Source organism: Natrialba magadii ATCC 43099, assembly GCF_000025625.1.
Taxonomy (GTDB): domain Archaea; phylum Halobacteriota; class Halobacteria; order Halobacteriales; family Natrialbaceae; genus Natrialba; species Natrialba magadii.
In genome coordinates this window covers 2,286,917-2,313,334 of the sequence record NC_013922.1, presented here as the reverse complement: position 1 = coordinate 2,313,334, position 26,418 = coordinate 2,286,917, and the positions used below count along the sequence as shown (strand labels likewise).

At 61.3% G+C, this 26,418-nt stretch carries 26 protein-coding genes and 3 tRNA genes; 17 read left to right on the top strand and 12 right to left on the bottom strand.

Features of this window, described 5'->3' with window-relative positions:
* Nucleotides 1–872 precede the first annotated feature (872 nt).
* Complete coding sequence (locus NMAG_RS10835) at nucleotides 873–1,148, bottom strand: PadR family transcriptional regulator (RefSeq protein ID WP_004267211.1); 276 nt, start codon at nucleotides 1,146–1,148, stop codon at nucleotides 873–875.
* 399 nt (nucleotides 1,149–1,547) lie between these two features.
* Between NMAG_RS10835 and NMAG_RS10830 the strand changes: the two genes are divergently transcribed.
* The 3 genes from NMAG_RS10830 to NMAG_RS10820 all read left to right on the top strand — a co-directional run bounded on the left by NMAG_RS10830 (nucleotide 1,548) and on the right by NMAG_RS10820 (nucleotide 4,559).
* Entirely contained in the window at nucleotides 1,548–2,327 is a 780-nt protein-coding gene (locus NMAG_RS10830) for a queuosine precursor transporter (protein ID WP_004267212.1), read from the top strand.
* An 80-nt stretch (nucleotides 2,328–2,407) separates the two neighbouring features.
* Entirely contained in the window at nucleotides 2,408–3,502 is a 1,095-nt protein-coding gene (locus NMAG_RS10825; protein WP_049916277.1) for an aminopeptidase, read from the top strand.
* A 442-nt stretch (nucleotides 3,503–3,944) separates the two neighbouring features.
* Complete coding sequence (locus NMAG_RS10820) at nucleotides 3,945–4,559, top strand: DUF309 domain-containing protein (protein WP_004267215.1); 615 nt, start codon at nucleotides 3,945–3,947, stop codon at nucleotides 4,557–4,559.
* 239 nt (nucleotides 4,560–4,798) lie between these two features.
* Here NMAG_RS10820 and NMAG_RS10815 read toward each other — a convergent pair whose 3' ends face one another.
* Nucleotides 4,799–5,590, bottom strand: coding sequence for an IclR family transcriptional regulator (locus NMAG_RS10815; protein WP_004267216.1), 792 nt, complete (start codon nucleotides 5,588–5,590; stop codon nucleotides 4,799–4,801).
* 266 nt (nucleotides 5,591–5,856) lie between these two features.
* Here NMAG_RS10815 and NMAG_RS10810 point away from each other — a divergent pair, with 266 nt between their 5' ends.
* From NMAG_RS10810 to NMAG_RS10800, 3 genes are read left to right on the top strand one after another with little or no spacing between them, the layout of a single operon-like run.
* Nucleotides 5,857–6,975: an amidohydrolase family protein gene (locus NMAG_RS10810; RefSeq protein WP_004267218.1), complete on the top strand. Its 1,119-nt coding sequence runs from the start codon at nucleotides 5,857–5,859 to the stop codon at nucleotides 6,973–6,975.
* A 1-nt stretch (nucleotide 6,976) separates the two neighbouring features.
* On the top strand, nucleotides 6,977–7,360 hold the full coding sequence (locus NMAG_RS10805) for a Rieske (2Fe-2S) protein (RefSeq protein ID WP_004267219.1): 384 nt from the start codon (nucleotides 6,977–6,979) through the stop codon (nucleotides 7,358–7,360).
* A gap of 7 nt (nucleotides 7,361–7,367) precedes the next feature.
* Nucleotides 7,368–7,796, top strand: a complete 429-nt coding sequence (locus NMAG_RS10800; RefSeq protein WP_004267220.1) for a hypothetical protein — start codon at nucleotides 7,368–7,370, stop codon at nucleotides 7,794–7,796.
* A gap of 267 nt (nucleotides 7,797–8,063) precedes the next feature.
* Here the strand turns inward: NMAG_RS10800 and azf are convergent, their stop codons facing one another.
* On the bottom strand, nucleotides 8,064–8,807 hold the full coding sequence (azf, locus tag NMAG_RS10795; protein ID WP_004267221.1) for an NAD-dependent glucose-6-phosphate dehydrogenase Azf: 744 nt from the start codon (nucleotides 8,805–8,807) through the stop codon (nucleotides 8,064–8,066).
* Nucleotides 8,808–8,943: 136 nt separating this feature from the next.
* On the opposite strand from azf, the gene NMAG_RS10790 reads away from it, so the two are divergent.
* Nucleotides 8,944–9,381, top strand: coding sequence for a dihydroneopterin aldolase family protein (locus NMAG_RS10790; RefSeq protein ID WP_012996654.1), 438 nt, complete (start codon nucleotides 8,944–8,946; stop codon nucleotides 9,379–9,381).
* A gap of 170 nt (nucleotides 9,382–9,551) precedes the next feature.
* Nucleotides 9,552–10,019, top strand: a complete 468-nt coding sequence (locus NMAG_RS10785; RefSeq protein ID WP_004267223.1) for a DUF5790 family protein — start codon at nucleotides 9,552–9,554, stop codon at nucleotides 10,017–10,019.
* Between the two features lie 153 nt (nucleotides 10,020–10,172).
* Here the strand turns inward: NMAG_RS10785 and NMAG_RS10780 are convergent, their stop codons facing one another.
* Nucleotides 10,173–10,910, bottom strand: a complete 738-nt coding sequence (locus NMAG_RS10780) for a creatininase family protein (RefSeq protein WP_004267224.1) — start codon at nucleotides 10,908–10,910, stop codon at nucleotides 10,173–10,175.
* A gap of 165 nt (nucleotides 10,911–11,075) precedes the next feature.
* On the opposite strand from NMAG_RS10780, the gene NMAG_RS10775 reads away from it, so the two are divergent.
* Nucleotides 11,076–11,420, top strand: a complete 345-nt coding sequence (locus NMAG_RS10775) for a DUF5789 family protein (RefSeq protein WP_004267225.1) — start codon at nucleotides 11,076–11,078, stop codon at nucleotides 11,418–11,420.
* Nucleotides 11,421–11,484: 64 nt separating this feature from the next.
* Here the strand turns inward: NMAG_RS10775 and NMAG_RS10770 are convergent, their stop codons facing one another.
* Both NMAG_RS10770 and NMAG_RS10765 read right to left on the bottom strand, forming a co-directional pair.
* On the bottom strand, nucleotides 11,485–13,461 hold the full coding sequence (locus NMAG_RS10770) for an ABC transporter ATP-binding protein (RefSeq protein WP_004267226.1): 1,977 nt from the start codon (nucleotides 13,459–13,461) through the stop codon (nucleotides 11,485–11,487).
* A gap of 66 nt (nucleotides 13,462–13,527) precedes the next feature.
* The gene (locus NMAG_RS10765; RefSeq protein ID WP_004267227.1) at nucleotides 13,528–14,019 is read right to left on the bottom strand and encodes a DUF192 domain-containing protein; all 492 of its coding nucleotides are present in this window, start codon (nucleotides 14,017–14,019) and stop codon (nucleotides 13,528–13,530) included.
* Between the two features lie 60 nt (nucleotides 14,020–14,079).
* On the opposite strand from NMAG_RS10765, the gene NMAG_RS10760 reads away from it, so the two are divergent.
* Nucleotides 14,080–14,153 (top strand) — tRNA-Val (locus NMAG_RS10760).
* Between the two features lie 512 nt (nucleotides 14,154–14,665).
* Here the strand turns inward: NMAG_RS10760 and NMAG_RS10755 are convergent.
* A complete protein-coding gene (locus tag NMAG_RS10755) occupies nucleotides 14,666–15,112 on the bottom strand; it encodes a DUF7344 domain-containing protein (protein WP_004267228.1) in 447 nt (148 codons plus the stop codon).
* 224 nt (nucleotides 15,113–15,336) lie between these two features.
* On the opposite strand from NMAG_RS10755, the gene NMAG_RS10750 reads away from it, so the two are divergent.
* The 5 genes from NMAG_RS10750 to NMAG_RS10730 all read left to right on the top strand — a co-directional run bounded on the left by NMAG_RS10750 (nucleotide 15,337) and on the right by NMAG_RS10730 (nucleotide 21,057).
* Nucleotides 15,337–15,410 (top strand) — tRNA-Phe (locus NMAG_RS10750).
* A gap of 695 nt (nucleotides 15,411–16,105) precedes the next feature.
* Nucleotides 16,106–17,695: an HTTM domain-containing protein gene (locus tag NMAG_RS10745; protein ID WP_004267229.1), complete on the top strand. Its 1,590-nt coding sequence runs from the start codon at nucleotides 16,106–16,108 to the stop codon at nucleotides 17,693–17,695.
* 255 nt (nucleotides 17,696–17,950) lie between these two features.
* Nucleotides 17,951–19,090 (top strand): ABC transporter ATP-binding protein, encoded by a 1,140-nt coding sequence (locus tag NMAG_RS10740; RefSeq protein WP_004267230.1) that lies wholly within the window; start codon nucleotides 17,951–17,953, stop codon nucleotides 19,088–19,090.
* Nucleotides 19,091–19,111: 21 nt separating this feature from the next.
* The gene (locus NMAG_RS10735) at nucleotides 19,112–20,071 is read left to right on the top strand and encodes a carbohydrate ABC transporter permease (RefSeq protein WP_004267231.1); all 960 of its coding nucleotides are present in this window, start codon (nucleotides 19,112–19,114) and stop codon (nucleotides 20,069–20,071) included.
* A gap of 5 nt (nucleotides 20,072–20,076) precedes the next feature.
* Nucleotides 20,077–21,057: a carbohydrate ABC transporter permease gene (locus tag NMAG_RS10730; protein WP_012996652.1), complete on the top strand. Its 981-nt coding sequence runs from the start codon at nucleotides 20,077–20,079 to the stop codon at nucleotides 21,055–21,057.
* A gap of 73 nt (nucleotides 21,058–21,130) precedes the next feature.
* Here NMAG_RS10730 and NMAG_RS10725 read toward each other — a convergent pair whose 3' ends face one another.
* The 4 genes from NMAG_RS10725 to NMAG_RS10710 form a co-directional block, all read right to left on the bottom strand.
* On the bottom strand, nucleotides 21,131–21,541 hold the full coding sequence (locus NMAG_RS10725) for a hypothetical protein (RefSeq protein WP_004267233.1): 411 nt from the start codon (nucleotides 21,539–21,541) through the stop codon (nucleotides 21,131–21,133).
* 1 nt (nucleotide 21,542) lies between these two features.
* Nucleotides 21,543–22,802 (bottom strand): ABC transporter substrate-binding protein, encoded by a 1,260-nt coding sequence (locus NMAG_RS10720; RefSeq protein ID WP_004267234.1) that lies wholly within the window; start codon nucleotides 22,800–22,802, stop codon nucleotides 21,543–21,545.
* Between the two features lie 131 nt (nucleotides 22,803–22,933).
* Entirely contained in the window at nucleotides 22,934–23,515 is a 582-nt protein-coding gene (locus NMAG_RS10715) for a carboxymuconolactone decarboxylase family protein (RefSeq protein ID WP_012996651.1), read from the bottom strand.
* Between the two features lie 397 nt (nucleotides 23,516–23,912).
* Nucleotides 23,913–23,984 (bottom strand) — tRNA-His (locus tag NMAG_RS10710).
* A 172-nt stretch (nucleotides 23,985–24,156) separates the two neighbouring features.
* Here NMAG_RS10710 and NMAG_RS10705 point away from each other — a divergent pair.
* The gene (locus tag NMAG_RS10705) at nucleotides 24,157–24,612 is read left to right on the top strand and encodes a DUF5814 domain-containing protein (protein ID WP_004267236.1); all 456 of its coding nucleotides are present in this window, start codon (nucleotides 24,157–24,159) and stop codon (nucleotides 24,610–24,612) included.
* A 232-nt stretch (nucleotides 24,613–24,844) separates the two neighbouring features.
* Nucleotides 24,845–25,810: a TIGR03885 family FMN-dependent LLM class oxidoreductase gene (locus NMAG_RS10700; protein ID WP_004267237.1), complete on the top strand. Its 966-nt coding sequence runs from the start codon at nucleotides 24,845–24,847 to the stop codon at nucleotides 25,808–25,810.
* 66 nt (nucleotides 25,811–25,876) lie between these two features.
* Here NMAG_RS10700 and NMAG_RS10695 read toward each other — a convergent pair whose 3' ends face one another.
* Nucleotides 25,877–26,338, bottom strand: a complete 462-nt coding sequence (locus tag NMAG_RS10695; RefSeq protein ID WP_004267238.1) for a CopG family transcriptional regulator — start codon at nucleotides 26,336–26,338, stop codon at nucleotides 25,877–25,879.
* Nucleotides 26,339–26,418 lie beyond the last annotated feature (80 nt).

Genomic DNA, 26,418 nt, shown 5'->3' with positions numbered 1-26,418 from the left:
GTGTAGCAACTGAAACTGTTTGCACACCGAACACACTGTCTGGGTTCCGCGCTCATCACGTCCGCTTCGAACCGCGGTGCCCTCGGTCGGATACGCACTGCCGATCAGTGGCTACGATGCCTGTGGGCTTGTTCTATCTGTATCAACGATGCACACAAGACAGTTGGTTTAATAATCCCTCACACGGAAGAGGAAACTGTCCGGGTCGGCAACAGTTTACCACCGCCACCACCTACCGGCCGCCCGGACACTACGCGATCTCCACACGACAGGTCAGTTCAAAAGCTACGGCGACACCCACAGCCACAACTACAACTACAGCCACAGCCACAGCTCTGGCCAACCGCACACAGCCACCGTAACCTCCGACATCTCCAGATAACCCCACTGTCGAACCACCAGCGCCAGATCTTATACCCGGTACGGTACCGACAGTGGCATTGCATGGGAAACGGTATCGCTCGCACCGACAGGAAGCAGAAGAGGACAGAAGGTGAAAGGCCGGAGACGTGGATCTGACGCAACTACCCAAGACCTCGGTACTTCGAGTACGGGCCACTGTTGAAAAAGCCGGAAACGACGGCAACAGATTGCCATGATATGGGCAGAGACTACCCAGATCAGCGGAAATTCCCGGTCGCTATAATCCAGCAGTGTCGCTAATCGGAGCGACGGTACCGACGAACGAACCGTAGAGTCGAGACTAGCGCGACGCCCACGGTCTTGAGTCGGCTGCTGACGCAGGATATCAGTGTAATCGTCGCTCGGTTGCGGGCACTGACACTGGCTTACCGCGGTCGTCCGCGTCGGTCTCCTGGTCTGGGTGGAGTCCGCAAGCATGCAGGCCCGCAGGCCCTCAACTCACCGCACCCTCAAACATCGACGTACTGGCGTTCCCACTCTCGTCGGTCTTCGATTCGTTGTCGACCCTCGTCACTGATCGCGTAGTAGTTTGTTCGTCGATCGAGTTCTCCTTTCTCGACGAGCTCTTTATTCACGAGCGTGTCGAGATTGGGATACAGCCGCCCGTGGTTGATCTCGGCGCTGTAGTATGTCTCGATCTCGTCCTTTACATCTTGGCCGGACGGCTGGTCCGCTCCTGCAATGACGTACAGGAGGTCCCGTTGGAACCCGGTCAGATCGTCCATGTTTCACCCATACGCTCACACCACGACAGCGGCTATTTGTTATCTATGGCGTATCAGGCAATAGAACGGAGTTTCAGGCAATCTAACGCGCGTTTTCGGACACTACTCGAGTTGCAACACGAAAACGATTTGAACAGACCAGAGGCCGATGATGTTCGGGCCGTGTGCCGAGATGGCGACAGACAGTTGTTCTTAGCGGCAGTACCGAACGACTTCGGTATCGAATGTCTTCATTAGCGGGTACGTAGGTTCACCCCAACTGTCGGCTGGCGCTCGCAACCCGTCCCACCATCGTCGAGCGGCTGTCCGCACCGCGGCAGATCGCGCTTCGTCGTCGCCGCCAGCCGCGGGCCGTGCGAATAGCATCGTTTAGGATCACTCGCCAGAGAGCCCGCGGGTATGGAACACCAGCAGGGAAACGACGATGCAGCGACCCCGACACACGAGCAGCGGTCGGGAGCAACACCATCGCCACCGGCACCAACACCCACCATACCGCAGGTTTCGCTGATCGGCCTCTTCGTCGCCGCACTCGTCACCGCACAGGTGACGGCCGCGAAGGTACTCGAGTTCTCCCTGCCGGTTGCACTCCCAGTGACGGGTGCGGAACTCGTGTTGCCGGGTGCAGCGCTCGCGTACGCGCTGACCTTTCTGGCGAGTGACTGCTATGCTGAGCTGTACGGACGGCGAGCGGCACAGGTCGTCGTCAACGTCGGCTTCGCGCTGAACTTCGTGGTGCTCGTGCTCGTCTGGTCGACGATCGCCGCGCCGGCACAGGATCCGGCAGTCGCGAGCGAGTTCGAAAACGTACTCGGTGCCTCGACGAACATCGTCATCGGGAGTCTGCTCGCCTACGTCGTCAGCCAGAACTGGGACGTGCTCATCTTTCACTGGATCAGAGATCGGACCGGCCGCGAGAAGCTCTGGCTGCGAAACATCGCCTCGACGGCGAGCAGTCAAGCGATCGACACGGTGATCTTCGTCTCGATCGCGTTCGCGATCGCGCCGCTGACCCTCGGCGTCGGCTTCTACCCCGGCTTCGAGGGTGTCATCGGCCTGATTATCGGACAGTACCTGCTGAAGCTCGCGATTGCGATTCTCGACACACCTGTCGTCTACGCGGTCGTCTCGTTCGTCCGCTCGCGAAACGACTCCGCAGCGGCCGAAGCATCGACCTGACTGTACCCATGACCGTCGACTCACCGGGCTGCGTGGAGCCAAACGGTGACGACTTTATGGAACCACTCACACGTGCCGGTATGGACGAACGCATTCGCGAGCACGCGGAGGTACTGGTAGACTGGAGCGCCCGCGTCGAGGCCGGCGACAACGTCGTTCTCTCTGTCGGTCCCGACGCTCACGAACTCGCCGTCGCTGTCGCCGAGAAGCTCGGCGAGCGCGGCGCGAACCTCCTCGCGACCTACAGTTCCGGCGAGGTCACACGCGCGTACCTCCGAGCCCACGACGACGAGTTCGACGAGAACCCGAGTCACGAACGCGCGCTCATGGAGGAAACGGACGTCTACCTCTCGATTCGCGGCGGACGGAACACGAGCGCGACGGCAGACGTCCCCGGCGAGACCCGTACTGCACACCGCCAGGCTCGCGACGAGATCCGCGAGGCGCGCTACGATACACGCTGGGTGTCGACCGTCCACCCCAACCGCTCGCTCGCCCAGCAGGCTAACATGGCCTACGAGGAGTACCAGGAGTTCGCCTACGACGCCATCCTGCGCGACTGGGAGTCACTGGCCGACGAGATGGCGAACATGAAGGACCTCCTCGACGAGGGCTCCGAGGTCCGACTCGTCTCCGAGGGAACCGACCTCACGATGAGTATCGAGGGCCGAACGGCAGTCAACAGCGCCGCCTCGGTCGCCTACGACTCACACAACCTCCCGAGCGGCGAGGTCTTCACCGCGCCCGCCGCCACCGAAGGCGAGGTCACCTTCGACGTGCCGATGACGCTCCGCGGGGAGGCCGTCCGGAACGTCCGACTCGAGTTCGAGGACGGTGAGGTCGTCGACTACGACGCCGACCAGGGCGAAGCCGTCATTGGCGACATTCTCGACGCAGACGAGGGTGCGCGCCGCCTGGGCGAACTCGGAATTGGGATGAACCGCGGCATCGACCGCTATACGGACAACATCCTCTTCGACGAGAAGATGGGCGATACGATCCACCTGGCGCTCGGCCGGGCCTACGACGCCTGCCTGCCGGAGGGAGAGACGGGCAACGATTCGGCGGTCCACGTCGACATGATTACCGACGTGAGCGAGGAGTCGCAGCTCGAAATCGACGGCGAGGTCGTTCAGCGAGACGGCCAGTTCCGCTGGAACTGGGACGACGAGTAGAGCGAGTGACCGACACCGACGTTCGCAGTCGAACAGAATCTGCCGGTCGAATCCGTCGAGAGAACTCTTAGGGTGGCCATAGAACCATTTCGCCCGACACAACGGGAGCCTAAACAGTCGGAACTGCGCGCATAATAATATGCGATTCCGTGCTCGGATCGAGTACCGCCTCACCGGTGGCGGTGAGTAACCGGTCAGAGAGTGCATCCCGGCGTCCAGTTTCCGTCATGGTTTGGCCGCACTCTCCGTTTCGACAGTTGTCTGCCCGCCCCGCCGGAGGCGGTACGTATCCGGCACTTTCAGTTCCTGCCGCCAGTCAAAACCCTGATTCAGCAGTTGTCACCAGTCCGCTCGACTAGACAGCACCATACCGCCGTCAGAAGAACCAGCCACCGACACCCTCTCCACTCTCCCCCGACTACTGACCAGCAGACAGCCACCTATGCGCGACCACCTCCGGGCCGGCATCGCCATCTACAACGACGGCTTCTACCACGCCGCCCACGACGCCTGGGAAGACCACTGGCTCGACCTAGACAGTGGCACCGACGATGAACAACTACTCCACGGCCTCATCCAGGCCACCGCCGCCGTCCACCACGCGCACACGCAAAACTGGGAGGGCGCAGTTGGGCTGGCCGAAAGCGCACTCGAGTACCTCGCCGATCTCCCGGACACCTATCGCAACGTTCGACTCCCGCCCCTGCGCTCGTTCCTCGCCGCACTCGCCGCCGACCCCGAACTCGTCGAACGGCGTCCGCCCGTCCGCATCGAACACGAAGGCGACGTGCCGACGCGCGACGACCTCGGCTTCGACGCGACGGCGATTGCCGCGCTCGTCCTCGCCGGCGAACTCGGCTACGAGGCGGGAGTGATCGAGCAGGGACTCGAGTACGCCGAGCACGATCTGGCGGCGGGCGAGGACGACAGCGCGTTCATCTCGCTGCTGTTCGATTTCGTCCGCGAGGATGCTCACCGCGGAATTGTCGCCCAGCGGCTAGCGGGACACGTCGATCGGCGACAAGCGAAGGAGTCGGATGTGGAAGGACTGTTCTGAGGGTGCACAGAGAGCGGTTGTGGAGAGAAAGGGGAGACAGCACGACTGACCACGGGTCGCAGTCGTGCTGGGCGGGGTCAGCACACGCCAGCGCATGCGGGCAACAGCCTGGTCAGCCGTCCAGTTGCGGCCCCTGTGTCAGCCACTCCAACTGCTCTCGTCGTCCTGGAGAGCGAACGACGCCTGCAGACGCGACCAGCGAGCCATCGAAGCGGACGTCGCCAGGCAGTCTGCCGTCCTCACGAATACGCCAGGTTCAACTCGAGTTCGTTGACGATGCTACGGAGGAGGTCCGGAATCTCCGTCTCGAACCGCTCCCCCTCGAGTCGGTGTGTTGGCCCGGCGACGGCGAACGCCCCGAGAACGTCGCCATCGGGTCCCGAAACCGGCACAGCGACGGATCGAAGGCCCTCGGTGCTTCCCTCGCTGTTGAACGCGACGCCGCGTTCCCGTACCTCCTCGAGTTCTTCGAACAGCGCGTCCTCGTCAGTGATGGTATGAGGAGTCGTTGCCGGGAGCCCGTGTCGGGCAACGATTTCACGGACCCACTGCTCGGAAAACTGTGAGAGCAGTGCTTTTCCGGCAGCGGTCTGGTGCATGTAGAACCGTCGGCCGACGCGCCCGCGGGAGTAGACGCCGCCGTGGCTCACCTCCCGGTAGAGGACCACGGCCTTGCCGCGCTCCTCGACGGCGAACTGGGCGCTTTCACCAGCCTGCTCTGCGAGTTCGCGCAGTTTGCGTTTGATCTCTGACGACCCCGGTATCTGCGCTCGCACGTGAGCACCCAGATCGAGATACCGAAGTCCGAGTCGGTACTCGTCGCCGTCTGTGACCACGAAATCGTGTTTCAACAGCGACCGCAGGTGTTTGTGGACCGAACTCTTCGAGAGTCCGGTCGCGTCCGCTAACTCGGTCACGCCAGCACTGTCACGCTCTTTCAGGGCTGTAACAATAGCGAACGAGGTATCGACGCTCTTGATAGTCGATTCATCGTCTCCAGGCTCCGGACCGCCCGGTTTCCAGTCAGTCATCGATATGCTACCTGCGAACTCGAACGCAAAGTCGTTTTCTACTGGGAAACAGAGTAGTTAATCGTTCTCTAGCAGCGAACAGATGCTGGTCGACTACTCTCCGGGGGCCGGTCCCGTCGACGAAGCGGCTACCCGTCGTCTCGAGGGCGTTTACGGTGCGACGAAGATCAACGACTGTCTCTAAAAGAGGCTATTCGACCGGTATAGCGTTTCACGCGCGGAAATCGCCCTTCGTTATTTATGCACTATCGACCATGATAGAATCGATGAGTTCGACGACACAACAGGCGGATCGGATCCGGTCTATCGACGACCTCGAGGTCATCGTGGACACGGACTTCCACCTGACCGAACGGCAGGAAGATATCTTTCCGTACCTCGAGAGTCCGTTCGACGAGATGTTGAACACCCAGGGTGGCGACGACTACGGCTATCTCGGGCGCGTCTATCCCGCTCACGGGATGGTGTACTCCGTGACGATGGGAAAAGCCGACTCCGAAACCGTCCGAACGGCCGACGACATCCAGAAGGGAAAAGACCTGATCGAATGGGACAAGGCAATCGCGACCCCGACTCAGAACCTCTATCTGGGGGCCGTCCACCACGACGATCTGGCCGCCGCGCTGGCGACGGCGTACAACAACTGGCTGCTCGACGAAGTGATCGACACGGACAACGGCGTCTACGGCGCAGCGATCGTTGCACCGCAGAAGCCGGTCGAGGCCGCCGAAGAGGTCGACCGTCGGGCCGACGAAGACGGGATCGTCGCCGTCATGATTCCCAGCGGCTCGGTCGATCCGACCCTGGGGAACGAGCGCTACTACCCGCTGTACGAGGCCTGTGAGCGAGCCGGCCTGCCGATCAAGATGCACAACGCCGGCGGGACGATGATGACTCGGTTCCCCTCGACCTGGAAGTCGATGAACCGCGCACTACCAGTTCACGCTACCTCGCACAACATGATGCACCAGACGAATCTGGCTGACATGATCACACAGGGCGTTCCCGAACGGTTCCCCGATCTCGAGTTCGTTATCCAGGAGGCCGGACTCGGCTGGTACCCATACTTCATGCGCCGGATGGATCACGACTACATGGGCGCGAAGTGGGACGCACCGATGCTCGAGAAGCTTCCGAGCGAGTACCTCAAGGATCAGTTCTACCTGACGAGCCAGCCGGTTGAAGGCGCCGACGACCCGCAGTATCTCAACCAGATCACCCGGCTGTTCGAGGGCGAGGACAATCTCATGTTCTCCTCGGACTATCCGCACTTCGACTTCGACAACACTGACGAACTGCTGAAGATCCTTCGCTCGGAGTTCTCGAGCGAGGAGATTCAGAATATCTACGGGAAAACGGCAGAACGGGTGTACGACTTCGACTAATATGGCGACGAACGATACACAAAACCCCGAAACCGACGGCCTCCATCACGTCGCTTCCGCGGACGAACTCGAGGAAGGCGAACGGATCATCGCGGACGTCGAGGGGCGCGAGGTCGCGGTCTTCAACTCGAACGGCGACCTCTACGCACTCTCGAACTACTGTCCCCACCAGGGCGGTCCGGCCTGCGAAGGGCTGCTAAGCGGCACGCTCGAGGTCGACGAGGACGAAGACCTCGTCTGGAGCTGCGAGGACGAGATCGTCGCCTGCCCGTGGCACGGCTGGGAGTTCGACGTCACGGACGGGCGACACACGGCCAGTGACAAGTATCGCCTCCCGACCTACGACGTTCGAGAGATCGACGGCGAACTCTACGTGGGCCTGTAACGGCACGATGACCGCCGAGGACGACCGCAATATCGAACGCGACGGCGACGAGCGTGCCCCTGGCTGGTTGGACCGCGACGAGCCGTACGCGGACATCGATGTCTCCGAGCTTCCCGCGTGGTGGCGCAACGCTGTCGAGGAGTTTCGAGCGCATGACCTCTCGCCGTATCGGCCGCCACAGTTCCAGGATCACGTACTCGTTCCGCCAGTCGTCGAGCGACTCGAGTCGAGCCACGGCGTAGAGATCCAGTTCAGAGGAGTCGACGTCGAGAACGGCGACGACTGGAGACTCTACGTCGACCGTGAGCCTGTCGTCGCCGTCTCGCGGACACGAACAGCCGCCGGATATACGCGATACGGTATCACGAGCAACGCGTTCGAACAGGCGGTGCGCGAGGCGACAAACGCGACCGCCGAACGTCGAGACGAACCCTGATCCGGCGGGAAACAAAGACGACAAGCAGACTCACGGAGGAGCGAACTGCAGTTTCACGCCACAATAGGCGATCCATCTGTTTTCAACAGGCGATCCATCTGTTTTCAACAGGCGATCCATCTGTTTTCAACAGGCGATCCATCTGTTTTCAACAGGCGATCCAACGGCCTTCAACAGGTGATCCAACGGCTTTGTCGGGAGCAAATCACTACGGGAGCAAAAGCTCTCAAACGCCATCCAATTTCGATTCCGTCCGAAAAACCGCCCTCAGTTGTGCTCGGCTGAGTTGTCCCGTGGCTCGTAGCCCAGCACCGCTTTCGCGCGATCGATCGAGTAGTATTTGCGGTCGTTGTCGGAGATGCCATAGACGATTTCGTACTCGTACTCCGCGCGGATGCAGCGGTCGAACAGGTGTGCACAGTCGCGGTAGGAGAGCCACATCGCCTGCCCGCGCTCGTAATCGATTGGTGGATGGCCCTTCGTGAGATTTCCGATCCGAACGCAGGCGACGGAGAGGCCGTGTTCGTCGTGGTAGTACCGCCCGAGCGACTCGCCGGCGGCCTTGGAGACGCCGTAGAGGTTCCCCGGTCGCGGGAGTTCCGTGCCGTCGAGCAAGTAGTCGTCGTGCGCGCGGTACATCTCGGGAGTGCGTTCTTCGGTTTCGTACGCGCCAACGGCGTGATTCGAGGATGCGAAGACAACCTTCTCCACGTCGGCGTCGACTGCGGCCTCGAAAATCGTCTGCGTGCCGTCGATGTTGTTCGTCAGGACGCTATCCCAGGGCGCTTCCGGACGCGGGTCGCCCGCGAGGTGGATGACCACGTCGATGCCCTCCATCGCGTCGCGGACGGTTTCCTCGTCGGTGATATCCGCGACGACGAATTCGCCAGGATGGTCCTCCGTCATCGGGTCGCGATCCATCAGCCGCCACTCGTGTTCGTCCGCGAGGTCGGCGAGGATCGCCGTTCCGACGCGCCCCGCAGCCCCGGTAAGCAGGACCGACTGTGCCATTCGTTCGGTGTGAGGGAAAGCGTCGATAAGAACCATGCGGTTCTGGACCGGGACGTACGTCGGTGTCACACCGCGGCCAGATGAAGTGGAACGGCGGAGCGCAACGGCCTTCCATCCCGCCCGCGAACCCGTGACTATGAGCGAGAGCGACGACGAATCCGAGCCAGCCGACTCGGAAACGGCAGCAGCATCGACAGCCCCGACAGCCCCAACAGCCCCGACAACCGCCGAAACCGCCTGCTTCGAGGCCGGCATCAAGTTCGGCACGCTCTATCACCAGTTCGCCGGCACGCCCGTCGCACCCGAGAGCGCTCCAAGCCTCGCCCGCGCGATGGAAGCATCCATCGAGAACCAACCCCACTGCGTCGACGTGACTGTCGACGTTCGCACGGACGAACTCGAGTCCGAACTCGCTGGGTCGGCGGCCGACTACACTGAACTGACGGGACGGTTTCTCGAGGTCGAAATCGTAATCGAGTACGAAGGCCGAGAGGTCGTGACGCAGATGGCGATGGAAGACGGCTACCCGATGATGAAAGTGGTTTCCGTGAGTGGCCGCGACGCGGGAGACTGAACGGGACACGACACGGGCGACCCGAACGGAGTGATCAAGCGATACCCACACAACAGATGACCTTCCTTTCGAAACGTGCTCGCCGTTCGGACGGTACCGATTCGCTCCCGCCAATTTTCACTTTCACTTTCGGGCGACCTTTTAACCTCGGTGACCGTGAACGTGGTGACATGAGCCAAGCGACACTCGGCGACGACGAGGAACTCTTCGGCGAAGCGGCCAACGAAATGCGCGAGGACGTCGAATCCTCGCTCGCGGACGCCTGGGACGCCCTCCCCGACTCGGACGACGTCTGGGAGGCCGACGCAGATAACGTCCTCGGCATGCTCAACGCACTCAACTCAGCACTCGACGCCGGCGACGCCGAAGAGCACCTCCGCGACGCGAAGAAGTGGTTCACCATGGGCCAGCGCGCCGATGCCTTCGACGATGCCGAGGACCTCGAAGAAGAGATTGCTAATCTCGAAGCGACCATCGCAGATATCAGCGATGCCGGCGAGCAGGTCGGTGACCTCACCGCGACGATTCCAGCGCTGCGCGGGGCACTCGAGGACGCCGGCCCTGATGCAGACGCCGACGAAGAGGAGGAGGCGGCTGACGATGGCGACGAAGAGGATGACGACGGCGACGAAGAATAACGTCGTTTCAGATCCGTCCGCGATACCGGCCACCAGCCGCGATACCCGCCACCAGCCGCGATACCCGCCACCAGCCGCGATACCCGCCACCAGCCGCGATACCCGCCACCTGCTACCCGCTACTAGCTGCGCGCTACCCGCTACAGACGACAACTACCGGCTATCGGCCACCGACACATCCCGCTCCGCAACCGCATCCAGCAACCGCACCAGCGACTCGGCCGCCAACTCGAGTAGCTTCTCGCCTCGCTCCGCGTCGCCCTCGGCTGGATCCCCGACGACACCGTTTTCGCTAAACTGTGCGGAATCGTAGGCCAGGTTCACGTAACTCGTCCACTCGCCCCAGCCATCGGCAGCGCCGTCGCGCGCTTCTTCGATGCGGTCTTCGCGGACCAGTTCGGGTTCGACGTGTCGAAGGAGGGCCGTCTCGAGTGGCCCACCGTGGCCCATATCAGCAGAGTGCTCTCCGACTGCGTTGAACCAGGTGAACGGGACGGTGTAGGCGTCGCCGTCGCGCGTGAGCCGCGCACCGACCTCTCGGAGCGCGTCGACGTTGCCGCCGTGGCCGTTGACGAGGACGACGCGTTCGACGCCGTGGTGGGCCAGACTCTGGACGGCTTCGCTGACGTAGCTGCGGAAGGTGTCCGGCGAGACCCACATCGTGCCCGGAAACTGGCGGTGTTCCTCCGCGACGCCGATCGGAATCGCTGGCGCTCGGAGCACGTCACGATCAGTGCGCTCGAGTCCGGCGTCGGCGACTGCCTCGGCGGTGAGTACGTCGGCTCCGAGCGGTGCGTGCGGGCCGTGCTGTTCCGTGCTGCCGACGGGAACGACCGCGAGGTCGGCCTCGAGTTCCCCCACGTCGGTCCAGGTGGCGCTGGCGATGTCCATAGCAGCATAGGCTCGGCGTTCGGACATGAAACCGTCGGTGACTCGTGACTCGTAACTCGTAACTCGTGACACGTGACACGGCACCTCAGGGTCCGGAAACACCACATACGCCACCGTGGCGAACGCAAGGTCAACCGGTTTCCGCCCCATCGACGAAAGGCCACTATGACCGACGACAGCCGCGAACTCGGCGTCGAACTGGGCGACCTCGGCGACGAACTCGAGTCGGTGGAGTATCCGATCAGCCAAGACGAGTTACTCGAGACACACGGCGACACGGAACTCGAGATGAATGAGAAAACGGCGACACTCGAGGAGATCATCGGGCCGCTGAACGAGGAGGAGTATCGGGACTACGGGGAAGTCGAACAGGCGATCATGAACATGGTCGGCGACGAGGCGATCGGGCGGAAAAACTACAGCGACCGAACGCCGCCCGCGGTGGGTGAGGAGAGGCAGGACGAGGGTGCGCCGGACCAGGAAGGCCAGCGCGAGCAGGAGTCGTTCTGAGGGCGAACTAAGTTGTCGCTGCGTCGTCGCTGAGGTAGTTATCGCGGAGGTGGTTATCGCCGAATTAGTCGTCACTAATTTCTGTGCGCGCGTGGCGACGCTGGGCGCGCTCGATGAACTCCTGTGGGAGTTCGTCGATTTCGCCGGCCTGAACGCCCCAGAGATGCGAGTAGAGGCCTTCGTTCTGCAGTAGTTCGGCGTGGGTACCGCGTTCGACGATTCGGCCGTCCTCGAGGACGAGGATCTGATCGGCGTCCTTGATCGTCGAGAGACGGTGGGCGATGGCGAAGGTGGTTCGATTCTCAGTCAGGTCGTCGATCGAGCGCTGGATGAGCATCTCGGTCTCCGTGTCGACGTCGCTGGTCGCCTCGTCCAGGATGAGGATGTCAGGATCCTTGAGGACCGCGCGGGCGATGGCGACGCGCTGGCGCTGACCGCCCGAGAGTTTGACGCCGCGCTCGCCGACCATCGTGTCGTACCCCTCGGGGAGGTTCTGGATGAACTCGTGGGCCTCAGCGGCTTTGGCGGCCTCGACGATATCCTCGCGGTCCGCGCCGAAGGTGCCGTAGGTGATGTTCTCCTCGACGGTGCCGTAGAAGAGGAACGAGTCCTGGCCGACGTAGCCCATCGACTGGCGGAGACTGGCAAGCGAGACGTCGCGGACGTCCTGTCCGTCGATGCGGATCGCCCCCTCGTTGACGTCGTAGAGCCGGAGGAGGAGTTTGAGGACGGTCGACTTGCCGGCACCCGTTGGGCCGACGAGTGCGACTGTCTCGCCACCGTCGACGTCGAAACTGATGTCGTCGATGATCAGGTCCTCGGCCGGAGTCCCGTCTGCATCTTCGTCGGTATCGTGCAGTTCGTCCTCGTAACTGAAACTAACGTTGTCGTACTCGACTCGACCGTCTCGGATCTCGATATCGTTGGCATCCTCGTCGCGCTCGATGCGCCCCTGTTCGTCCATCAGGCCGAAGATCCGTTCGCTCGAGGCCTCCGCGCGCTGGTACATATTGATGACCTGTCCGAACTGGGCCATCGGCCAGACGAGTTGCTGGGTGTACATGATGAACGCGACGAAGACACCGGTCTCGAGTGTCCCCGTGAACGGCCCCGGTGCAGTGCCCATGAGTACCCAGTAACCGCCGACCAGGAACGTCAGGACGAAACCGATCCCCGAAATCACCTGCAGGCCCGGGAAGAACTTGATTCGGAGCCAAATGGCTTCCCAGTTAGTATCGTAGTACTTGCGCGAAACATCGTTGACGCGGTCGGACTCGTACTCCTCGGTGTTCGAGGACTTGATCACGTTGATGCCACCGAGGTTGTTCTCGAGTCGGGAGTTGACCTTCCCGACCGAGGAGCGGACGGCGGCGTACTTCGGCTGGATTTTCTGGACGAAAATGTAGGTGAAGATCGCAATTAACGGAACAGGCGCGAGCGAAACCAGCGCCAGTTGCGGGTTGAGCCAGAACAGCAGGAAGGTAATCCCGAACACCATCACGATTAGCCGGGTCGCCGAGTTCATCCCCTCGTTGAGGAAGCGCTCGAGTTGGTTGACGTCGTTCGAGAGCACCGACATCATCTCACCGGTCTGCTTGTTCGAGAAAAACTCCATATCGAGGCGCTGCATCTTGTCGTACGTCGCCGTTCGCACGTCGTGCTGGACATCCTGTGAGAAGGAGTTAAACCCCCAGTTTCGCAGCCAGTGAAACACCGCGCCGAGGACGAACGAACCAGCGATAGCGATGACGACGAACGCGAACTGCTCTTCCGGCGTCGTCGGCAGCCACGCCTCCGGCAGCACGGACAGTGGCACCTGCTCGTGAAACGCCTGTTCGCCAAAGATCGAGTCGATCGCAACCGCGAGTAACAGCGCCGGCAACAGATCCAGCGCACGCGCGAACACGCTCGAAATGAGTCCGACAGTCATCGAAAACCAGTACGGACGGCCGAAATCGAATATGAGCCGTCGCATCGGACTCTCTGCCTGCTCGCGTTGCTCCTCGAACGGATCGTCTTCATCCCAGTCGACGCCGGCCATTATACGCACCTGTGAGCCGACTGGCAATAAGAGTTTGCTACGAATCGAAACACATCGGTTCGAAGATTACTCCGCGACGAGTTCAACCTCGTCACCAGGTTCCATCCCAGTCTGATTCGCGTAGCCCCGTGGCACCTCGAGCACCCACTCGCCATGGCCAGTGTACTCGAGTGCCTCGCCATCCTCGCCCGGCTCTGGCGCGCGGGCGTGTTCGATCGACGTGATCTCGCGATTGGCGTCGATGAAGATGATGTCGATGTCGAAGTCCATGTCGCGCATGACGTAGGTTCGTTCGCCTTCGCTTGCATGGATGAACAGCATTCCCTCGCCGTCCGCCAGAGAGTCGTGGTCGCTCAACCCGGTGTAGCGCTCCATCGGCGTATCCGCGAGTTCGACTTCGATGATCGCTTTGGGGTCGTCGTCCTCGTCGAGCACGTGGAGCGTTCGGGTGTCGTCCGCCCATGGGTCGGCGATGAGACCGGTCTGGAGGGCCAATATGACAATGAGCAGGAGTACGGCGACGGCAAGGAGGCCTTTCCAGACCCGCTCGAGAACCATACCTTCGGTGCGACACGAGAAAGTAAAGGTTATTCGGACGGGGGGTCTTGTTCCGGATACGGGCTCGTGGTCTAGCTGGTTATGACGCGGCCTTTACAAGGCCGAGGTCGGTGGTTCGAACCCGCCCGAGCCCACTACGATTCTACGACGAACGAACGTGAGGAGTGAATCGTAGCGCGAGGCGGGTTCTAATCAGGGAGCAGCTTTGCTGCGACCGTGGTTCGAACCCGCCCGAGCCCATATTTCTGCCGCGAACAATTCGTGAGCGGCAGAAATCTGTCGTGAGGGCGGATCGAACCCTATCAGTCGCGCGCAGCGAAGCGAGCACGTCTGATTTCGGTTCGAACCCGCCCGAGCCCACTATTGCTGTCGCGAACAATTCGTGAGCGCCAGCACTGTGACGCGAGTGGCGGATTCGAACCAGACCAGTCGCAGCGGCCGAACGAAGTGAGGCCAACCGTCTGGGCGAGGTTCGAACCCGCCCGAGCCCCACTCCATCACCACCCACCCAGCGATAGCTCACAGCACGCTGAGAAAACAGGGTGAAACGAAATTACAGCCAGCAGCGACTCGAGTACACGCTATCAACAGCGAGAAAGCGACACGTCACGGAGCCGAATCGGGGGCTGTGATCAGTTGGCAGTGGTCACTGCTTGAGCCGCGCGACGTTCTCTCTGATCTGGCTGAAGAAGCCCTCGCCGGCTTCCCGCTCGAGTGCTGTATGCAGCGTCGAGTTCTCCGGTTCGTCCTTGACGACGATACGAAGGTACGGCTCGAGTTGCTCGAAGTTGTCCGCGAGGACCACGGTGTGGTTGTCCTCGTCGTGGTCGACGACGCCAGCGTCCGCCAGTTTCGGGACGTGGCACTGGACGGACGAGACGTAGACGCTTTTGTATTCGTTCTTTGCGACCTCCTCGGGCGGAACGTCGTGTTCCCAGCCGGCGACTTGCTCGGCGAGTGTCGAGAGTTCAATCGGCCCGTCCTGACCCCGAAGGGCGTACAGGAGGTACCGACGCCGACGGTTGGCCAGTAACTCGAGGATAGTATCCGCCGAGAGTTCGTAGTCTGATTGGCTCGAGGTAAGCGCCCCCATAACACGATATTACCGCCGAGTGCGGAAAAACGTGTCTTGAATATCTGTATATCCAACAGACAGCCGTTACACCGACCTTTCTTGCGGCGTAGCCTTGCCATTACGGATGGTGATGGGCCCTACAGTTGGTTGTTATGTGAGAGGAACACTGTCACAGAAACCACGTAACGGCCGGATGCAATTCGAAATCCTTTTTTATACCATGGCCTGAACTACGAGTGCGAGCCGCCTTAGCTCAGACTGGGAGAGCACTCGACTGAAGATCGAGCTGTCCCCGGTTCAAATCCGGGAGGCGGCATACTTTTGCGGCGAGCAACACCGCGAGCCGTAAATATGCATTCTGACCGGATTGTGAACCCTATCAGCCGCGCGCAGCGAAGCGAGCACGTCTGATTTCGGTTCAAATCCGGGAGGCGGCATCCCTTTTCCACGCGAGTTATACTCGAGAAGCTGTCGGACTCGACTGAAGATCGATCTGTCCCCGTTCCCGCGAGTGTAGCGAGCGGGAAGTCGAAAGACGAGCGCCAGCGAGTCTTTCGGTAGTTCAAATCCGGGAGGCGGCATACTTTTGCGGCGAGCAACACCGCGAGCCGTAAATATGCATTCTGACCGGATTTGAACGAGGCCAGAAAGGCGTAGCGAAGCGAGCATTTCTGGGCGTTGTTCACAATCCGGGAGGCGGCACTTTTCGCGTGAGCAAGACGACAAGCGTAGCGAGTTGTTCGTCGTTCGTCGTCCGTCGTTCGTCGTTCGTCGTCCGTCGTCCGTCGTTCGTCGTCCGTCGTTCGGGAAAGCAGTGACGGACAGTGGTACTATAGAGAGCCTAATCAGCGTATAAACCGGATTCGCTGTACGTCTCGTTCGTGGTTAACCGCGAATCGAATGCTCGACGGGCGGTCTGGCAGTGATCCTCGAAACGCGAGAATCGGACAGCTGTGGTGAGTGAATATATATGAGGCAGTCGGTTGTGGGTTGAACTGTTTCACGTCGGGTATGCACTCACTCCGTACACTCTCATCGCGTGTTCGAGGCTTCCTTCGTCAGTCCACGTACATCGATCCGGACGCGGTTCGAATCGATACGCGGGCGCTCGCAGCGTTTCGTATCGCCGCCGGATTACTCATCATTGCGGACGTACTACTGCGTGCCCGGAACTTCACGTTCTTCTATACAGAGTCAGGCGTCGTTCCGCAGTCACTGGCCACGGAGATGGCAGCGGACAACGCGATTTCGGTCTACTACTTCACGACGGATTCGACCGTGATCGCGGCGTTGTTCATCCTCACGATACTGATCGCGATCCAACTGATCATCGGCTACAAAACGAGGGTTGCGACCGTCCTGTCGTTTCTCCTGGTCGTCTCGCTCGATCACCACAACCCGCTGGTACTCAGCTTTGCGGACACGCTCTTCCGGATGCTCCTGCTCTGGGCGATGTTCCTCCCACTGGGGGAACGCTGGTCGGTCGACGCCCTCCACGCTGACTCCTCGCCCAGATTGGGGATCACGAGCCTCGCGTCCGCGGCCATCCTGGCGCAAGTCGTCTACATGTATGTCCTCAACGGCTACCACAAGCGAGAATCCGAGCTCTGGACCAGTGGGGAGGCCACCCCGCTCATTATGGGGCTCGACAATACGACCTTCCTTCTCGGGGATTTCATGCGGAACTTCCCGACGCTCCTACAGTATGGTGGGCTGACGTGGTACTATATGCTGTTGTTTGCCTGGCTTCTCATCCTCCTCCGGGGGAACGCACGTACGTTCTTCGTCCTCATGTTCATCGCCGGGCACGCCTCGTTCGCGATTACTGTTCGGATCGGTGCGTTCGCGTACGTCGCGATTGCTGGCCTGCTCCTGTTCTTGCAGGCGCCGGTCTGGGACAGGCTAGAGGCTCTCGTTCGCTCTGTGACCCACGGCCGGTCTCGACTCATCCACGCCCGAACCGAGCTCGAACGGCTTGGCTCTCGGTTCCCCAAAGCGCAGGTCGACTCGGAGACGCTCGGACGTGCCAGAACCACCGTTTACACGCTCGTACTGGTCGTCGCAATCATTTCCCTCCTCGTCGTCCCGACACTGTCGCATCTGCCTGTCGCGCAGTCCATCGACGAGGAGGACGGTCCAAAAGAACGCATCGACGACAGGGCCGATGCAATCCGCGTCAGCCAGCCCGACTGGACCGTCTTCGCACCCCATCCACGAACCGTTGACCGATACTACGTCTTCCCAGCCGAGACCGAAAACGGAGAGATGGTAGACGCAAATAATGAGCGTCAGTTGACGCATGAAAGACCATACGACGAACTCCAGAAACAGTTCGATACCTATCGGGAACGCTTCTACATGAGCAGCGTCAGACGTGGTGGTCCTGACGATATCGTGGCCGAAACACTCGCCGAACACCTGTGCGAGACCTGGGAGGAAGACCACGGTGAGGAACTAACACACATCTCCATGCACTACGTCGTCGAGGACGTGACCCACGAGACAATCGACGAACCGATGGATCGCGACCGGGACGTCCAGCCGATTTATGACCACGGCTGCGGCGACAACGAGCCACAAACTATCGAGCCACCCGAGTGACCGATTTCGCCTTCTGACGTGCTATCGCGGAACGGCGAGTCTCGAGTAGCGATTGGATCGATTTGACTGGAGGTCACGACAAGAGTGGGACGAGACGACGCCGCAATTTCGGAGCCAAAGGAGTTTCAACGAGTATCTACGTGTACCGTTCCTACAGTGACACTCCGTCATTCTGGACGTATCAGAGCCCGTGCTGGTAGGTTCGGGATTAATGGAGGATTCGAACGTACGCACTCCCCAATGACATCGATTGTCATGGATGACGTTAGCAAGTATTTCGACGGTGGGCAGACCATCGCGAACTACCGGCTAACGCTTGAGGTGGCCGATGGCGAGTTTCTGGTGTTTCTCGGCCCGTCGGGCTGTGGGAAGACGACGGCACTGCGGTTGATTGCGGGGCTAGAGCAGCCCTCAAAGGGAGAGATCTACTTCGGTGACGAACGAGTGGACGGGTGGTCGCCGAGCAGTCGAAACGTGGCGATGGTGTTCCAGAACTACGCACTGTATCCGCATATGACTGTGGCGGAGAACATCGGCTATCCGCTGCGGGTTCGGGGCGTCCCACCCGACGAGCGTGATCGGAAGGTCGAGGAGGTCACCACGTTGTTACACATCGAAGATCAAGTCGAGAAGAAGCCGGCGGCGCTGTCGGGTGGGCAGCGCCAGCGCGTGGCGCTCGCGCGAGCAATTATCAGGGAACCATCGGTGTTTTTGCTCGACGAACCGCTCTCGAATCTCGACGCGAAGCTTCGCCAGGAGATGCGTGTCGAGCTAAAGCGACTCCAGAACGAGCTCGACATCACGACCGTCTACGTGACCCACAACCAGGAGGAGGCGATGAGCATGGCCGACCGGGTCGTGGTGATGAACCAGGGGACGATCCAGCAGGTCGCGCCCCCACAGGAGCTGTACAAACGCCCGCGGACTGCGTGGGTGGCCCGGTTTATCGGCTCGCCACCGATGAACCTGTTCGAGGGCACGCGTCGGAACGGTTCGATCGACTTCGGTGAGGCAGGGGCTGTCGAGTTGGACAACGTGGTTCGAGTGGGCGAGACAGGCGACGAGACGGTCGGAACCGAGAAGTCAGGGGCTGAAGACGGCAGTGGCGCCACCAGCGTCGTGGCAAGCGACGTACAGGGCGAGGTCGAACTGGGTGTTCGCCCGGAAGACCTGACCATCTCGACCTCGCGCCCGCCAGCCAAGAACGTGATCGAAGGGCAGGTCGACACCGTCGAACCGCTCGGCGAGTACGTCCTCGTCAACGTCATCGTCAACGACCAGCTCGTAAACGCGAAGCTGGCCGACGGAACCGTCTCGCGCGACGAGCGCGTCTACCTCACGTTCGACGACGAGGACGCCTACCTGTACGACGAGAACGGCGAACTGGTTGGCTAACGGACCACAGGAACCAGAGCTATGAGCCTCCGAGACCACTTCGACGCGGTCACCGCAGACACCGACGAAGCGAACGGACTGGCCGTCGACCGCGACAAGGCAATCGCAATCGTGGTCTTTCTGGTTCCCGGGCTGACGCTCTTTGCGATTTTTTCCGTCGGCCCGATCGTCTACTCTGCGATCGGAAGCTTCTATTCGTGGGACACCTTCACGATGGAGCACTTCGTCGGCCTCGACAACTGGATTCGGTCGCTCACTGACCCGCTCATCGTCAACTGGTCGAATATGCAGGAGCTCCAGTATCCGATGGGGGCGCTCACACACAACCTCCTCTGGGTCGTCCTGCACGTCCCGGCGAGCACGTTCCTCGGGCTGGCACTCGCGCTGTTGTTCGCCGATCTGAAGGGCCGGCGCATCCTTCGGTCAACGGTCTTTGCGGGCTTTACCGTCCCACCGATCGTGATCGGTCTGGTTCTCATGTTCGTCTACGACCCACAGGCCGGCATCTTCAACGAGGTCCTGCGTGTGATCGGACAGGACCACCTGGTGCGTAACTGGACCCAGTCACCACAGGTTGCAATCTACGCCCTCATCGCGGGCGGCATCTGGGTCCATACCGGGTTCAGTATGCTCCTGTACAGTTCGGCGCTGTCCGCTATCGACCCATCACTGATCGAGTCAGCAAAGGTCGACGGTGCCGGGGCGTGGCGACGGTTCTGGGACATCATCTGGCCGCTAGTCAAACCAGTGACTGCCGTTGTCGTCATCATGGGCATCATCTGGGTGATGCGGATGTTCGACATCGTCTACGCGGCTGGCGGCGCCGCCGGAGGCCCGAACCACGCCTACTCCGTGCTCGGGATCGAGGTGTACCGGGCCGCGTTCCGCCCAGAAATCGACTACGGGATGGCGATGGTCGTCGCACTGCTCCAGCTGTTCATCGTCGCCCCACTCGCACTCTACATCGCTCGCATGCGGTGATCGAAATGACAGACGACGACCCACTCAAACCGACCGGCATCGACACGGGATCAGAGACGGCCAGCAACCGCGAGCGCGATCACTACCTGCGAACCGAGGAGATACCCGAAACAGCTCCAGAAGCCGACCTCGACTGGCGGACCCGAATTGCCGAGACCATCCCCTCGAGTAGGCGCGCGCTCACGTATCTCGTTGCGATTACCGTCGCGCTCCTCTGGATCGTTCCCTTCATCGGCCTGTTCATGGCCTCGTTCCGGCCGCTCTCGGAGATTATCGGCGGCTGGTGGCACGTCGAGGGGATGACGGTCACACTCGAGAACTACTATCAGGCCTGGGACTACAGCACCGCGCCGATGGGCCGGGCGCTACGAAACACGTTCATCGTCACGATTCCAGCCGTGCTCATCGTGATGCTCCTCGGGGTGATGGCGGCGTACCCCTTCGCCCGTTTCGAGTTCCCGCTGAAGACGACACTCTTCTTCCTGATACTGCTCGTGATGGCCGCACCGCCCGAACTCGTCGCGATGGGCAACTACAACGCGCTGCGCGAGTTCGGGCTGTTCGACACCTACATGGGGCTGATCCTGATCCACATCGGGTGGGGGCTGGGCTGGGTCGTCCTCTTCTTGCGGAACTATCTGCTCGGAATTCCGGAGGAACTCGAGGAGGCCGCGCGAATCGACGGGGCCTCGCGGTACCAGATCTTTCGGACGATCATCCTGCCGCTGTCGACGCCCGCGCTCGTCTCGGTAGCGGTGATTCAGTTTACCTGGGTCTGGAACGCGTTCTTCTTCCCGCTGGTGTTCATGCGCTCGCCGGAGCTCTATCTCGCGCCACAGGTGCTCCCACTGATGACGGGGCGCGCACAGGTCGAGTGGGGGATGATCGCCGCTGGCTCGATTATGACGATGGCCGTGCCGGTGATCCTGTTCCTGCTGTTAGAACGGTATTACAAGCGGGGGATGGTTGCCGCGGTCGCGGACTGACAGTGAGCGGTTACCAGCAACCCTACCCCGATATCCAGTGTCGGCAGCTCGTACAGCGACCCTGTTTAGCAGTTCACAGCGCCAACAAACCAGCTCTCGTCGCTGCGATTGCGACGACGATTGCGAGCACGTTCGTCAGGAAAAACAGTCGTGAAGAGAGCCAGGCGAACGTGAGCAACACCGCAATCGGAAACGCTGCGATCAGCGCCGGCCAGAACCCACGAATCGCGAGACTCGCGAAAAACCCAATCGTGAACACGTACAGCAGGTCCACCGCGATGGCGTTCGCACTACTGCGCCGGATCTCCTGGCCAACGATCTGGATGGACTCGAGTACCCCGCCGTTGTGAGCGTCGCGTCCGGCCTCGTTGTTCGGTCCGCTCTCGAGACCGAGGGAGGTCCCGCTGCTGGTGTTCCCCTCGGCGTCGGTGCCTGTGGTGGTCGTATCAGTGTCGGTGCCGCCGTCGGTCTCGAGTTTCGACACGCTATGGGTCGTCCTCCTGAACGGTTTCTTGCAAGACGCCGTCGAGCGACTCGGTGATGCCGGTGACGTCCTGGTCTGGTTCGGCCCAGAGACCGAGCAGTTGCGACCAGAACTCGGCCTGGAACGGATCGCCGACCGCGTCGTCGAGGTCGGGGACGAGTTCGACCTCGTCAGCGTGTTCGGACAGTTCCTGCATGATGTCGTGGTCGAACGCGTCTGCCGGCACCTCGAGCGATGACGGAACGAAACCGCCGCGTTCGGTCCAGACTTCCTGACCGTCGGGAGAGATGATTTCCTCGACGGCGGTTCTGGCCGCGTCAGTCGCCTCCGTGTACGCGGGGATGGTGAACCAGTTGATGCTGGTCACCATCGCATCGGTACCCGGGAGCATGAAGTACTCGAGGTCGTCTGGATCCTCGATTGCGCCGAAGGCTGGTGTCCACGACCCCATGAAGTACAGGGGCGTCTCGTTCTCCCAGAAGAACTCGTACTGCACACCGAAATCACGGACCTCGCTGAAGTAGCCCGCCTGCAAGAGTTCCTGTAGTTCCTCGAAGGCCGTGACGACGCGGTCGTCGGTGAACTCGGCATCGCCCTCGATGAGGTCCTGCTGGAGCTGTGCGCCGTCGTCCTGCCGAAGGATAAACGCCTCCGTGACGTCGCTGAGCGGCCAGCCGTCGCCGTTCCCGGACGCGAGCGGTGCCTCGACGCCTTCGATGCCGTCGATCTCGTCGAGGAGGTCGAGGAAGGCGTCGTAATCCTCGGGCTCCTCGAGTCCGTGTTCATCGAAGAACGACTGGCGGTACCAGAAGCCCGGCTTGAGGTCCATCCCGAACGGAGCGGCGTAGACCTCGCCGTTCGCCTCGACCACCGCGTGCTCGGTCGAGTACTCGTCTTCGTCCCACAGGTCACCAACCGGTTCGAGGTGCCCCGCTTCGCCGTCCCGTCGGACACGTCCCTCGGTCGGCAACACGACGATATCCGCCGTCGCGATGCCGGCCTCGTAGTCCATCAGCGTCTCTGTCAGGAGCGTTTCGGTGTCTCGTGGCGCATACGAGATGTCGATGTCGGTCTCGTCCTCGACGTAGTCGACCACAGCGAGGAAGTCTTCTTCCTCGTCGTCGGTCCAGACCGCCGTGACTGTGATTGCATCCTGTGCGCTGACACTGCCAGCGCCGCCCAGTCCCGCCAGTACGATCGCCCCGCCGCCGACGCCACGGAGCACACCGCGACGGTCGACGTTCATGGTATCGTCTCCCATGGGGTGCCCTATGACCGATCGGTATCATAATGGTTTTCCACATGTTGGTGTAAGTACAGGAGGACGACCAGTCTGGCGGACAGACTGATCCGGTCGCATTGCAACACGATTCGAACCGAACCGAACCCGCCTCAGCAGTTCTCGAGATCCCAGCCAACGAACGGCGCTTCACACTCGACCGCGAGCGCGTCCAGTAGTCGCGCGAGGCCGAGATAACATCCCGAGAGCATTCCAATCCCCAAAATCGTCTCGTCATCGTAGCACTCCGCCAACCGGTCGTGCGTCGCGTCGTCGACCGTTCCTGTGACGAACGCCGCGACGTAATCGACAATCGCTGCGTGGTTGTACTCGAGTCGGTCCTGTTCCTCGCGGGAGACCGCAAGAATCTGCTCGGGGTCCATCCCCTCGTCGAGTGCGACGCGGACGTGCTGGTGCCACTCGTAGGCCGAGTCGGCGTAGTACGCCGTCGCGAGGATTACGAACTCGCGTTCGTGGGGAGAGAGGCCGCTCTCGCGCCAGACCGCAGAGCCGTAGGCACGGAACTGCTCGAGCAAGGCGGGGTCCTGGCCCATCGTTCGGTAGACGTTCAGCGTGCCGCCCTCGAGTGAGTGGCCGCGCTCCTCGGGTGGGATGTCTTTGTCGGACAGTGTGTCGAGCAGGTCACGTTTGTCGGCCGGGAACTCCTTGGGGTCGACAGGTGGAATCCGTGGCATATGCGCACGTTCGTTGGTGAGTAAAAATAGGTCAGTGATGCTGCTGTGACGTGTTCGCGAGAAAAACGTCCGGGTGCGAGAATCGAACCACGCCGAGACGTGCTCGCTCACGGCTGCGCTGTTCGCAATCACGGTCGCGAAGCGACCGCGCTCTCGCTGCGCGCGACTCGTCTGATTCGAATCTCTGAGAAGTCCGTCGGTTCACGGATTTGTTCACCGGAGCAGTGTGCTGCGCCGAGCAGTCGCTCACTCCGTTCGCGACAACGCTGAAGAACGTCCGGGTGCGAGAATCGAACCGTAGCCAGACGGTCGGCCTCACTTCGTTCGGCCGCTGCGACTGGCAGGGTTCGATCTCGGTCGGATTTGCGCCGCTCGCGAATTTGCTCGCGGCAACAAAGTCCGGGTGCGAGAATCGAACCCGCGTCTCAGCCTCCACAAGGCTGAAGGATAACCACTACCCCAACCCGGACACGCTTGCAGACGTATGTAGGTCCGGTTAACCTGAAATACGTTACGACTCGCGTACGTGATCGTGGTACCGAATACCGCGGTTAGCGGACACTCACAGTCCCGGTCTGAATCGGAACTTCAATCGCCGACCGAGACGTTTTTCGGCCACGCTGTCGTATATCCGCCAACGCGTGGCCATCACCGACAAGATCTACGTCAAGAACCACCGGCAACTGAGCTCCCAGCTCGAGACGAACATCCCCAAGGGCGCGTTCAAGGGTGCCACCCTCGACATGCTCTTCCAGGGCGCGGGACTCGAGAAGCTCGACGACGCGACCCGGGATCGGGTGCTCGACTTCACGGAGGACTTCCTCGACTGCGACTGTGACAACAACCCGTACTGTGGCTGTCCCGAGCGCAAGTTCATCGAGTACCTACTCGAGTTACGAGCGCAGGGACTCGGCCCCGATGCGATCGTGGACGTGATGAGCGACGACTACATGGTGTATGCCTACTCGGGGGACGTGCTCTCTTTCCTCGACAGCGGCGTGCGGACGCTCGAGGCCGCCGAAAGTCTCGCACGAGTCGAGGGCGCAGACGAGAAGCGCGACGAGATTCGACAGGCGAAGCAGGACCTCACGCGGTAGCGCGCTCGCACAGCGATCCGTCTTCATGCACCTGCGCACCTGCGTGTCGAGAAACTAAGTAGCCATCCGTAGACGACACCACCGTGTTGTCGCCACAGCTTTCACTCCGAGGACGGCTCCCCCGGCAGCCATCGCGCCGGCGCTGGTCCACGTATACCAGCCGTCGCACCCGTCGCGTTTCACAGAACAACCGGACACGACCCACACCACCCGCAGGTGCAGGTGACCAGCAATGACAGCCGACGTCCTCGGCTACCACGCCTCCCACGAACAGTTCGCGCCGAGCGAAGTACTCGAGTACGCCCAACTTGCAGACGAGCAGGGCTTCGAGCACGCGCTCGCCTCGGATCACTTCCATCCCTGGAGCGAGCAGCAAGGCGAATCTGGACTGGTCTGGTCGTGGCTCGGGTCAGCGCTGGAGGCGACAGACCTGGCGTTCGGGACGGTCAACGCGCCCGGCTACCGCTACCATCCGGCGATCATCGCGCAGGGAGCGGCGACGCTGCGCGAGATGTATCCGGAACGGTTCTGGCTCGCGGTCGGCAGCGGGCAGGTGCTCAACGAGGGCATTACGGGCGTAGACTGGCCGATCAAGGAGGAACGAAACGCGCGCCTCGAGGAGTGTGCGACGGTCATGCGTCGCCTCTGGGATGGTGAGGAGGTGACCCACCATGGCCGCGTCGATGTCGAGCGGGCGACGCTGTACTCCCGCCCGGAGACGCCGCCGCCGCTGATTGGGGCGGCGCTATCCGAGGAGACTGCCGAATGGCTGGCCGAGTGGGCCGACGGCATGATCACCATCGCGACGCCAAATCACGAGGACGACGCGGCTCGCGTCGAGGCCTTCCGCGAGCACGCTCCGGAGAAACCGGTGTATCTCAAGGCCCAGCACTCCTACGCGAGCGACGAGGAGGCTGCACTCGAAGGCGCGGTTGAACAGTGGCGAAACCAGTGTATTCCGGGGACGGTAACACAGGAGCTTCGGACGCCGGAGGACTACGACGAACTCGGGGCGCAGATCGGTGCCGAAGCGGTAGAAGCGAACGTTCGGGTCTCCGCGGACCTGGACGATCATCGCGAGTGGATCGAGCAGGACCTCGAACTCGACGTTGATCGGGTCTACCTCCACAACGTCAACACGAATCAGGAAGAGTTCATCGAGGCGTTCGGTGAGGATGTGCTCCCGGCGTTCGACTAACTACCGGTAGCGGCTGACGAGTAGGGATCAGACTCGCAACGTTGCAACTCCGAAACTGCTGACTACCTACCGAAGCTGGTAGGAATCGTCTACGTCCGCGCTATCGAGATCATCGAGGTCGTCAAAATCGTCGAGATCGTCGAGCAACAGCACCTCGTCTTCCTCGTCCTCGAGTCGATCCTGTAGCTGCGTGACGTAGGCCTTGTACTCGTCGAGTTGCTCACGAAGGTGGTTGGTCTCGAGTTCGAGTCGTTCGTGCTCGCGGATGAAACTCTTCGGGACCTCGACGGTCGGCGGGAACGAGAGATCCGCGTCGTCGCCATCGCTGCTGCCAGCACCCTCGGCCGATCTGATCTCGAGGTCGCGCTCGGGGACGACCGCGACCTGTCCGTCGTGCTCGACGAGCTGGTCGACGTAGTCGCGAAACACCGCGGACAGCGAGATGTCGCGCTCCTCGGCGATGTCCTGGAGCGCGTCGAACGCGTCCTCGTTGACGCGAAACGAGATCGTCTTGTTCTTGTTGCCCATTCGTACTCGTCAGTTACTCACCGGGCATTCCACTTAACGATTCGTCAGACAAGAAGATCGAATTCGGTTCGAACGACCAG

Coding starts and splice junctions, on each gene's coding strand:
- NMAG_RS10835 (WP_004267211.1), bottom strand. CDS start 1,148: ATGGACGATCTGACCGGGTTCCAACGGGACCTCCTGTACGTCATTGCA.
- NMAG_RS10815 (WP_004267216.1), bottom strand. CDS start 5,590: ATGACTGACTGGAAACCGGGCGGTCCGGAGCCTGGAGACGATGAATCG.
- NMAG_RS10810 (WP_004267218.1), top strand. CDS start 5,857: ATGAGTTCGACGACACAACAGGCGGATCGGATCCGGTCTATCGACGAC.
- NMAG_RS10825 (WP_049916277.1), top strand. CDS start 2,408: ATGGACGAACGCATTCGCGAGCACGCGGAGGTACTGGTAGACTGGAGC.
- NMAG_RS10785 (WP_004267223.1), top strand. CDS start 9,552: ATGAGCCAAGCGACACTCGGCGACGACGAGGAACTCTTCGGCGAAGCG.
- NMAG_RS10720 (WP_004267234.1), bottom strand. CDS start 22,802: ATGGGAGACGATACCATGAACGTCGACCGTCGCGGTGTGCTCCGTGGC.
- NMAG_RS10775 (WP_004267225.1), top strand. CDS start 11,076: ATGACCGACGACAGCCGCGAACTCGGCGTCGAACTGGGCGACCTCGGC.
- NMAG_RS10715 (WP_012996651.1), bottom strand. CDS start 23,515: ATGCCACGGATTCCACCTGTCGACCCCAAGGAGTTCCCGGCCGACAAA.
- NMAG_RS10830 (WP_004267212.1), top strand. CDS start 1,548: ATGGAACACCAGCAGGGAAACGACGATGCAGCGACCCCGACACACGAG.
- NMAG_RS10745 (WP_004267229.1), top strand. CDS start 16,106: ATGCACTCACTCCGTACACTCTCATCGCGTGTTCGAGGCTTCCTTCGT.
- NMAG_RS10755 (WP_004267228.1), bottom strand. CDS start 15,112: ATGGGGGCGCTTACCTCGAGCCAATCAGACTACGAACTCTCGGCGGAT.
- NMAG_RS10740 (WP_004267230.1), top strand. CDS start 17,951: ATGGATGACGTTAGCAAGTATTTCGACGGTGGGCAGACCATCGCGAAC.
- NMAG_RS10805 (WP_004267219.1), top strand. CDS start 6,977: ATGGCGACGAACGATACACAAAACCCCGAAACCGACGGCCTCCATCAC.
- NMAG_RS10790 (WP_012996654.1), top strand. CDS start 8,944: ATGAGCGAGAGCGACGACGAATCCGAGCCAGCCGACTCGGAAACGGCA.
- NMAG_RS10770 (WP_004267226.1), bottom strand. CDS start 13,461: ATGGCCGGCGTCGACTGGGATGAAGACGATCCGTTCGAGGAGCAACGC.
- NMAG_RS10735 (WP_004267231.1), top strand. CDS start 19,112: ATGAGCCTCCGAGACCACTTCGACGCGGTCACCGCAGACACCGACGAA.
- NMAG_RS10820 (WP_004267215.1), top strand. CDS start 3,945: ATGCGCGACCACCTCCGGGCCGGCATCGCCATCTACAACGACGGCTTC.
- NMAG_RS10765 (WP_004267227.1), bottom strand. CDS start 14,019: ATGGTTCTCGAGCGGGTCTGGAAAGGCCTCCTTGCCGTCGCCGTACTC.
- NMAG_RS10695 (WP_004267238.1), bottom strand. CDS start 26,338: ATGGGCAACAAGAACAAGACGATCTCGTTTCGCGTCAACGAGGACGCG.
- NMAG_RS10700 (WP_004267237.1), top strand. CDS start 24,845: ATGACAGCCGACGTCCTCGGCTACCACGCCTCCCACGAACAGTTCGCG.
- NMAG_RS10730 (WP_012996652.1), top strand. CDS start 20,077: ATGACAGACGACGACCCACTCAAACCGACCGGCATCGACACGGGATCA.
- azf (WP_004267221.1), bottom strand. CDS start 8,807: ATGGCACAGTCGGTCCTGCTTACCGGGGCTGCGGGGCGCGTCGGAACG.
- NMAG_RS10780 (WP_004267224.1), bottom strand. CDS start 10,910: ATGGACATCGCCAGCGCCACCTGGACCGACGTGGGGGAACTCGAGGCC.
- NMAG_RS10800 (WP_004267220.1), top strand. CDS start 7,368: ATGACCGCCGAGGACGACCGCAATATCGAACGCGACGGCGACGAGCGT.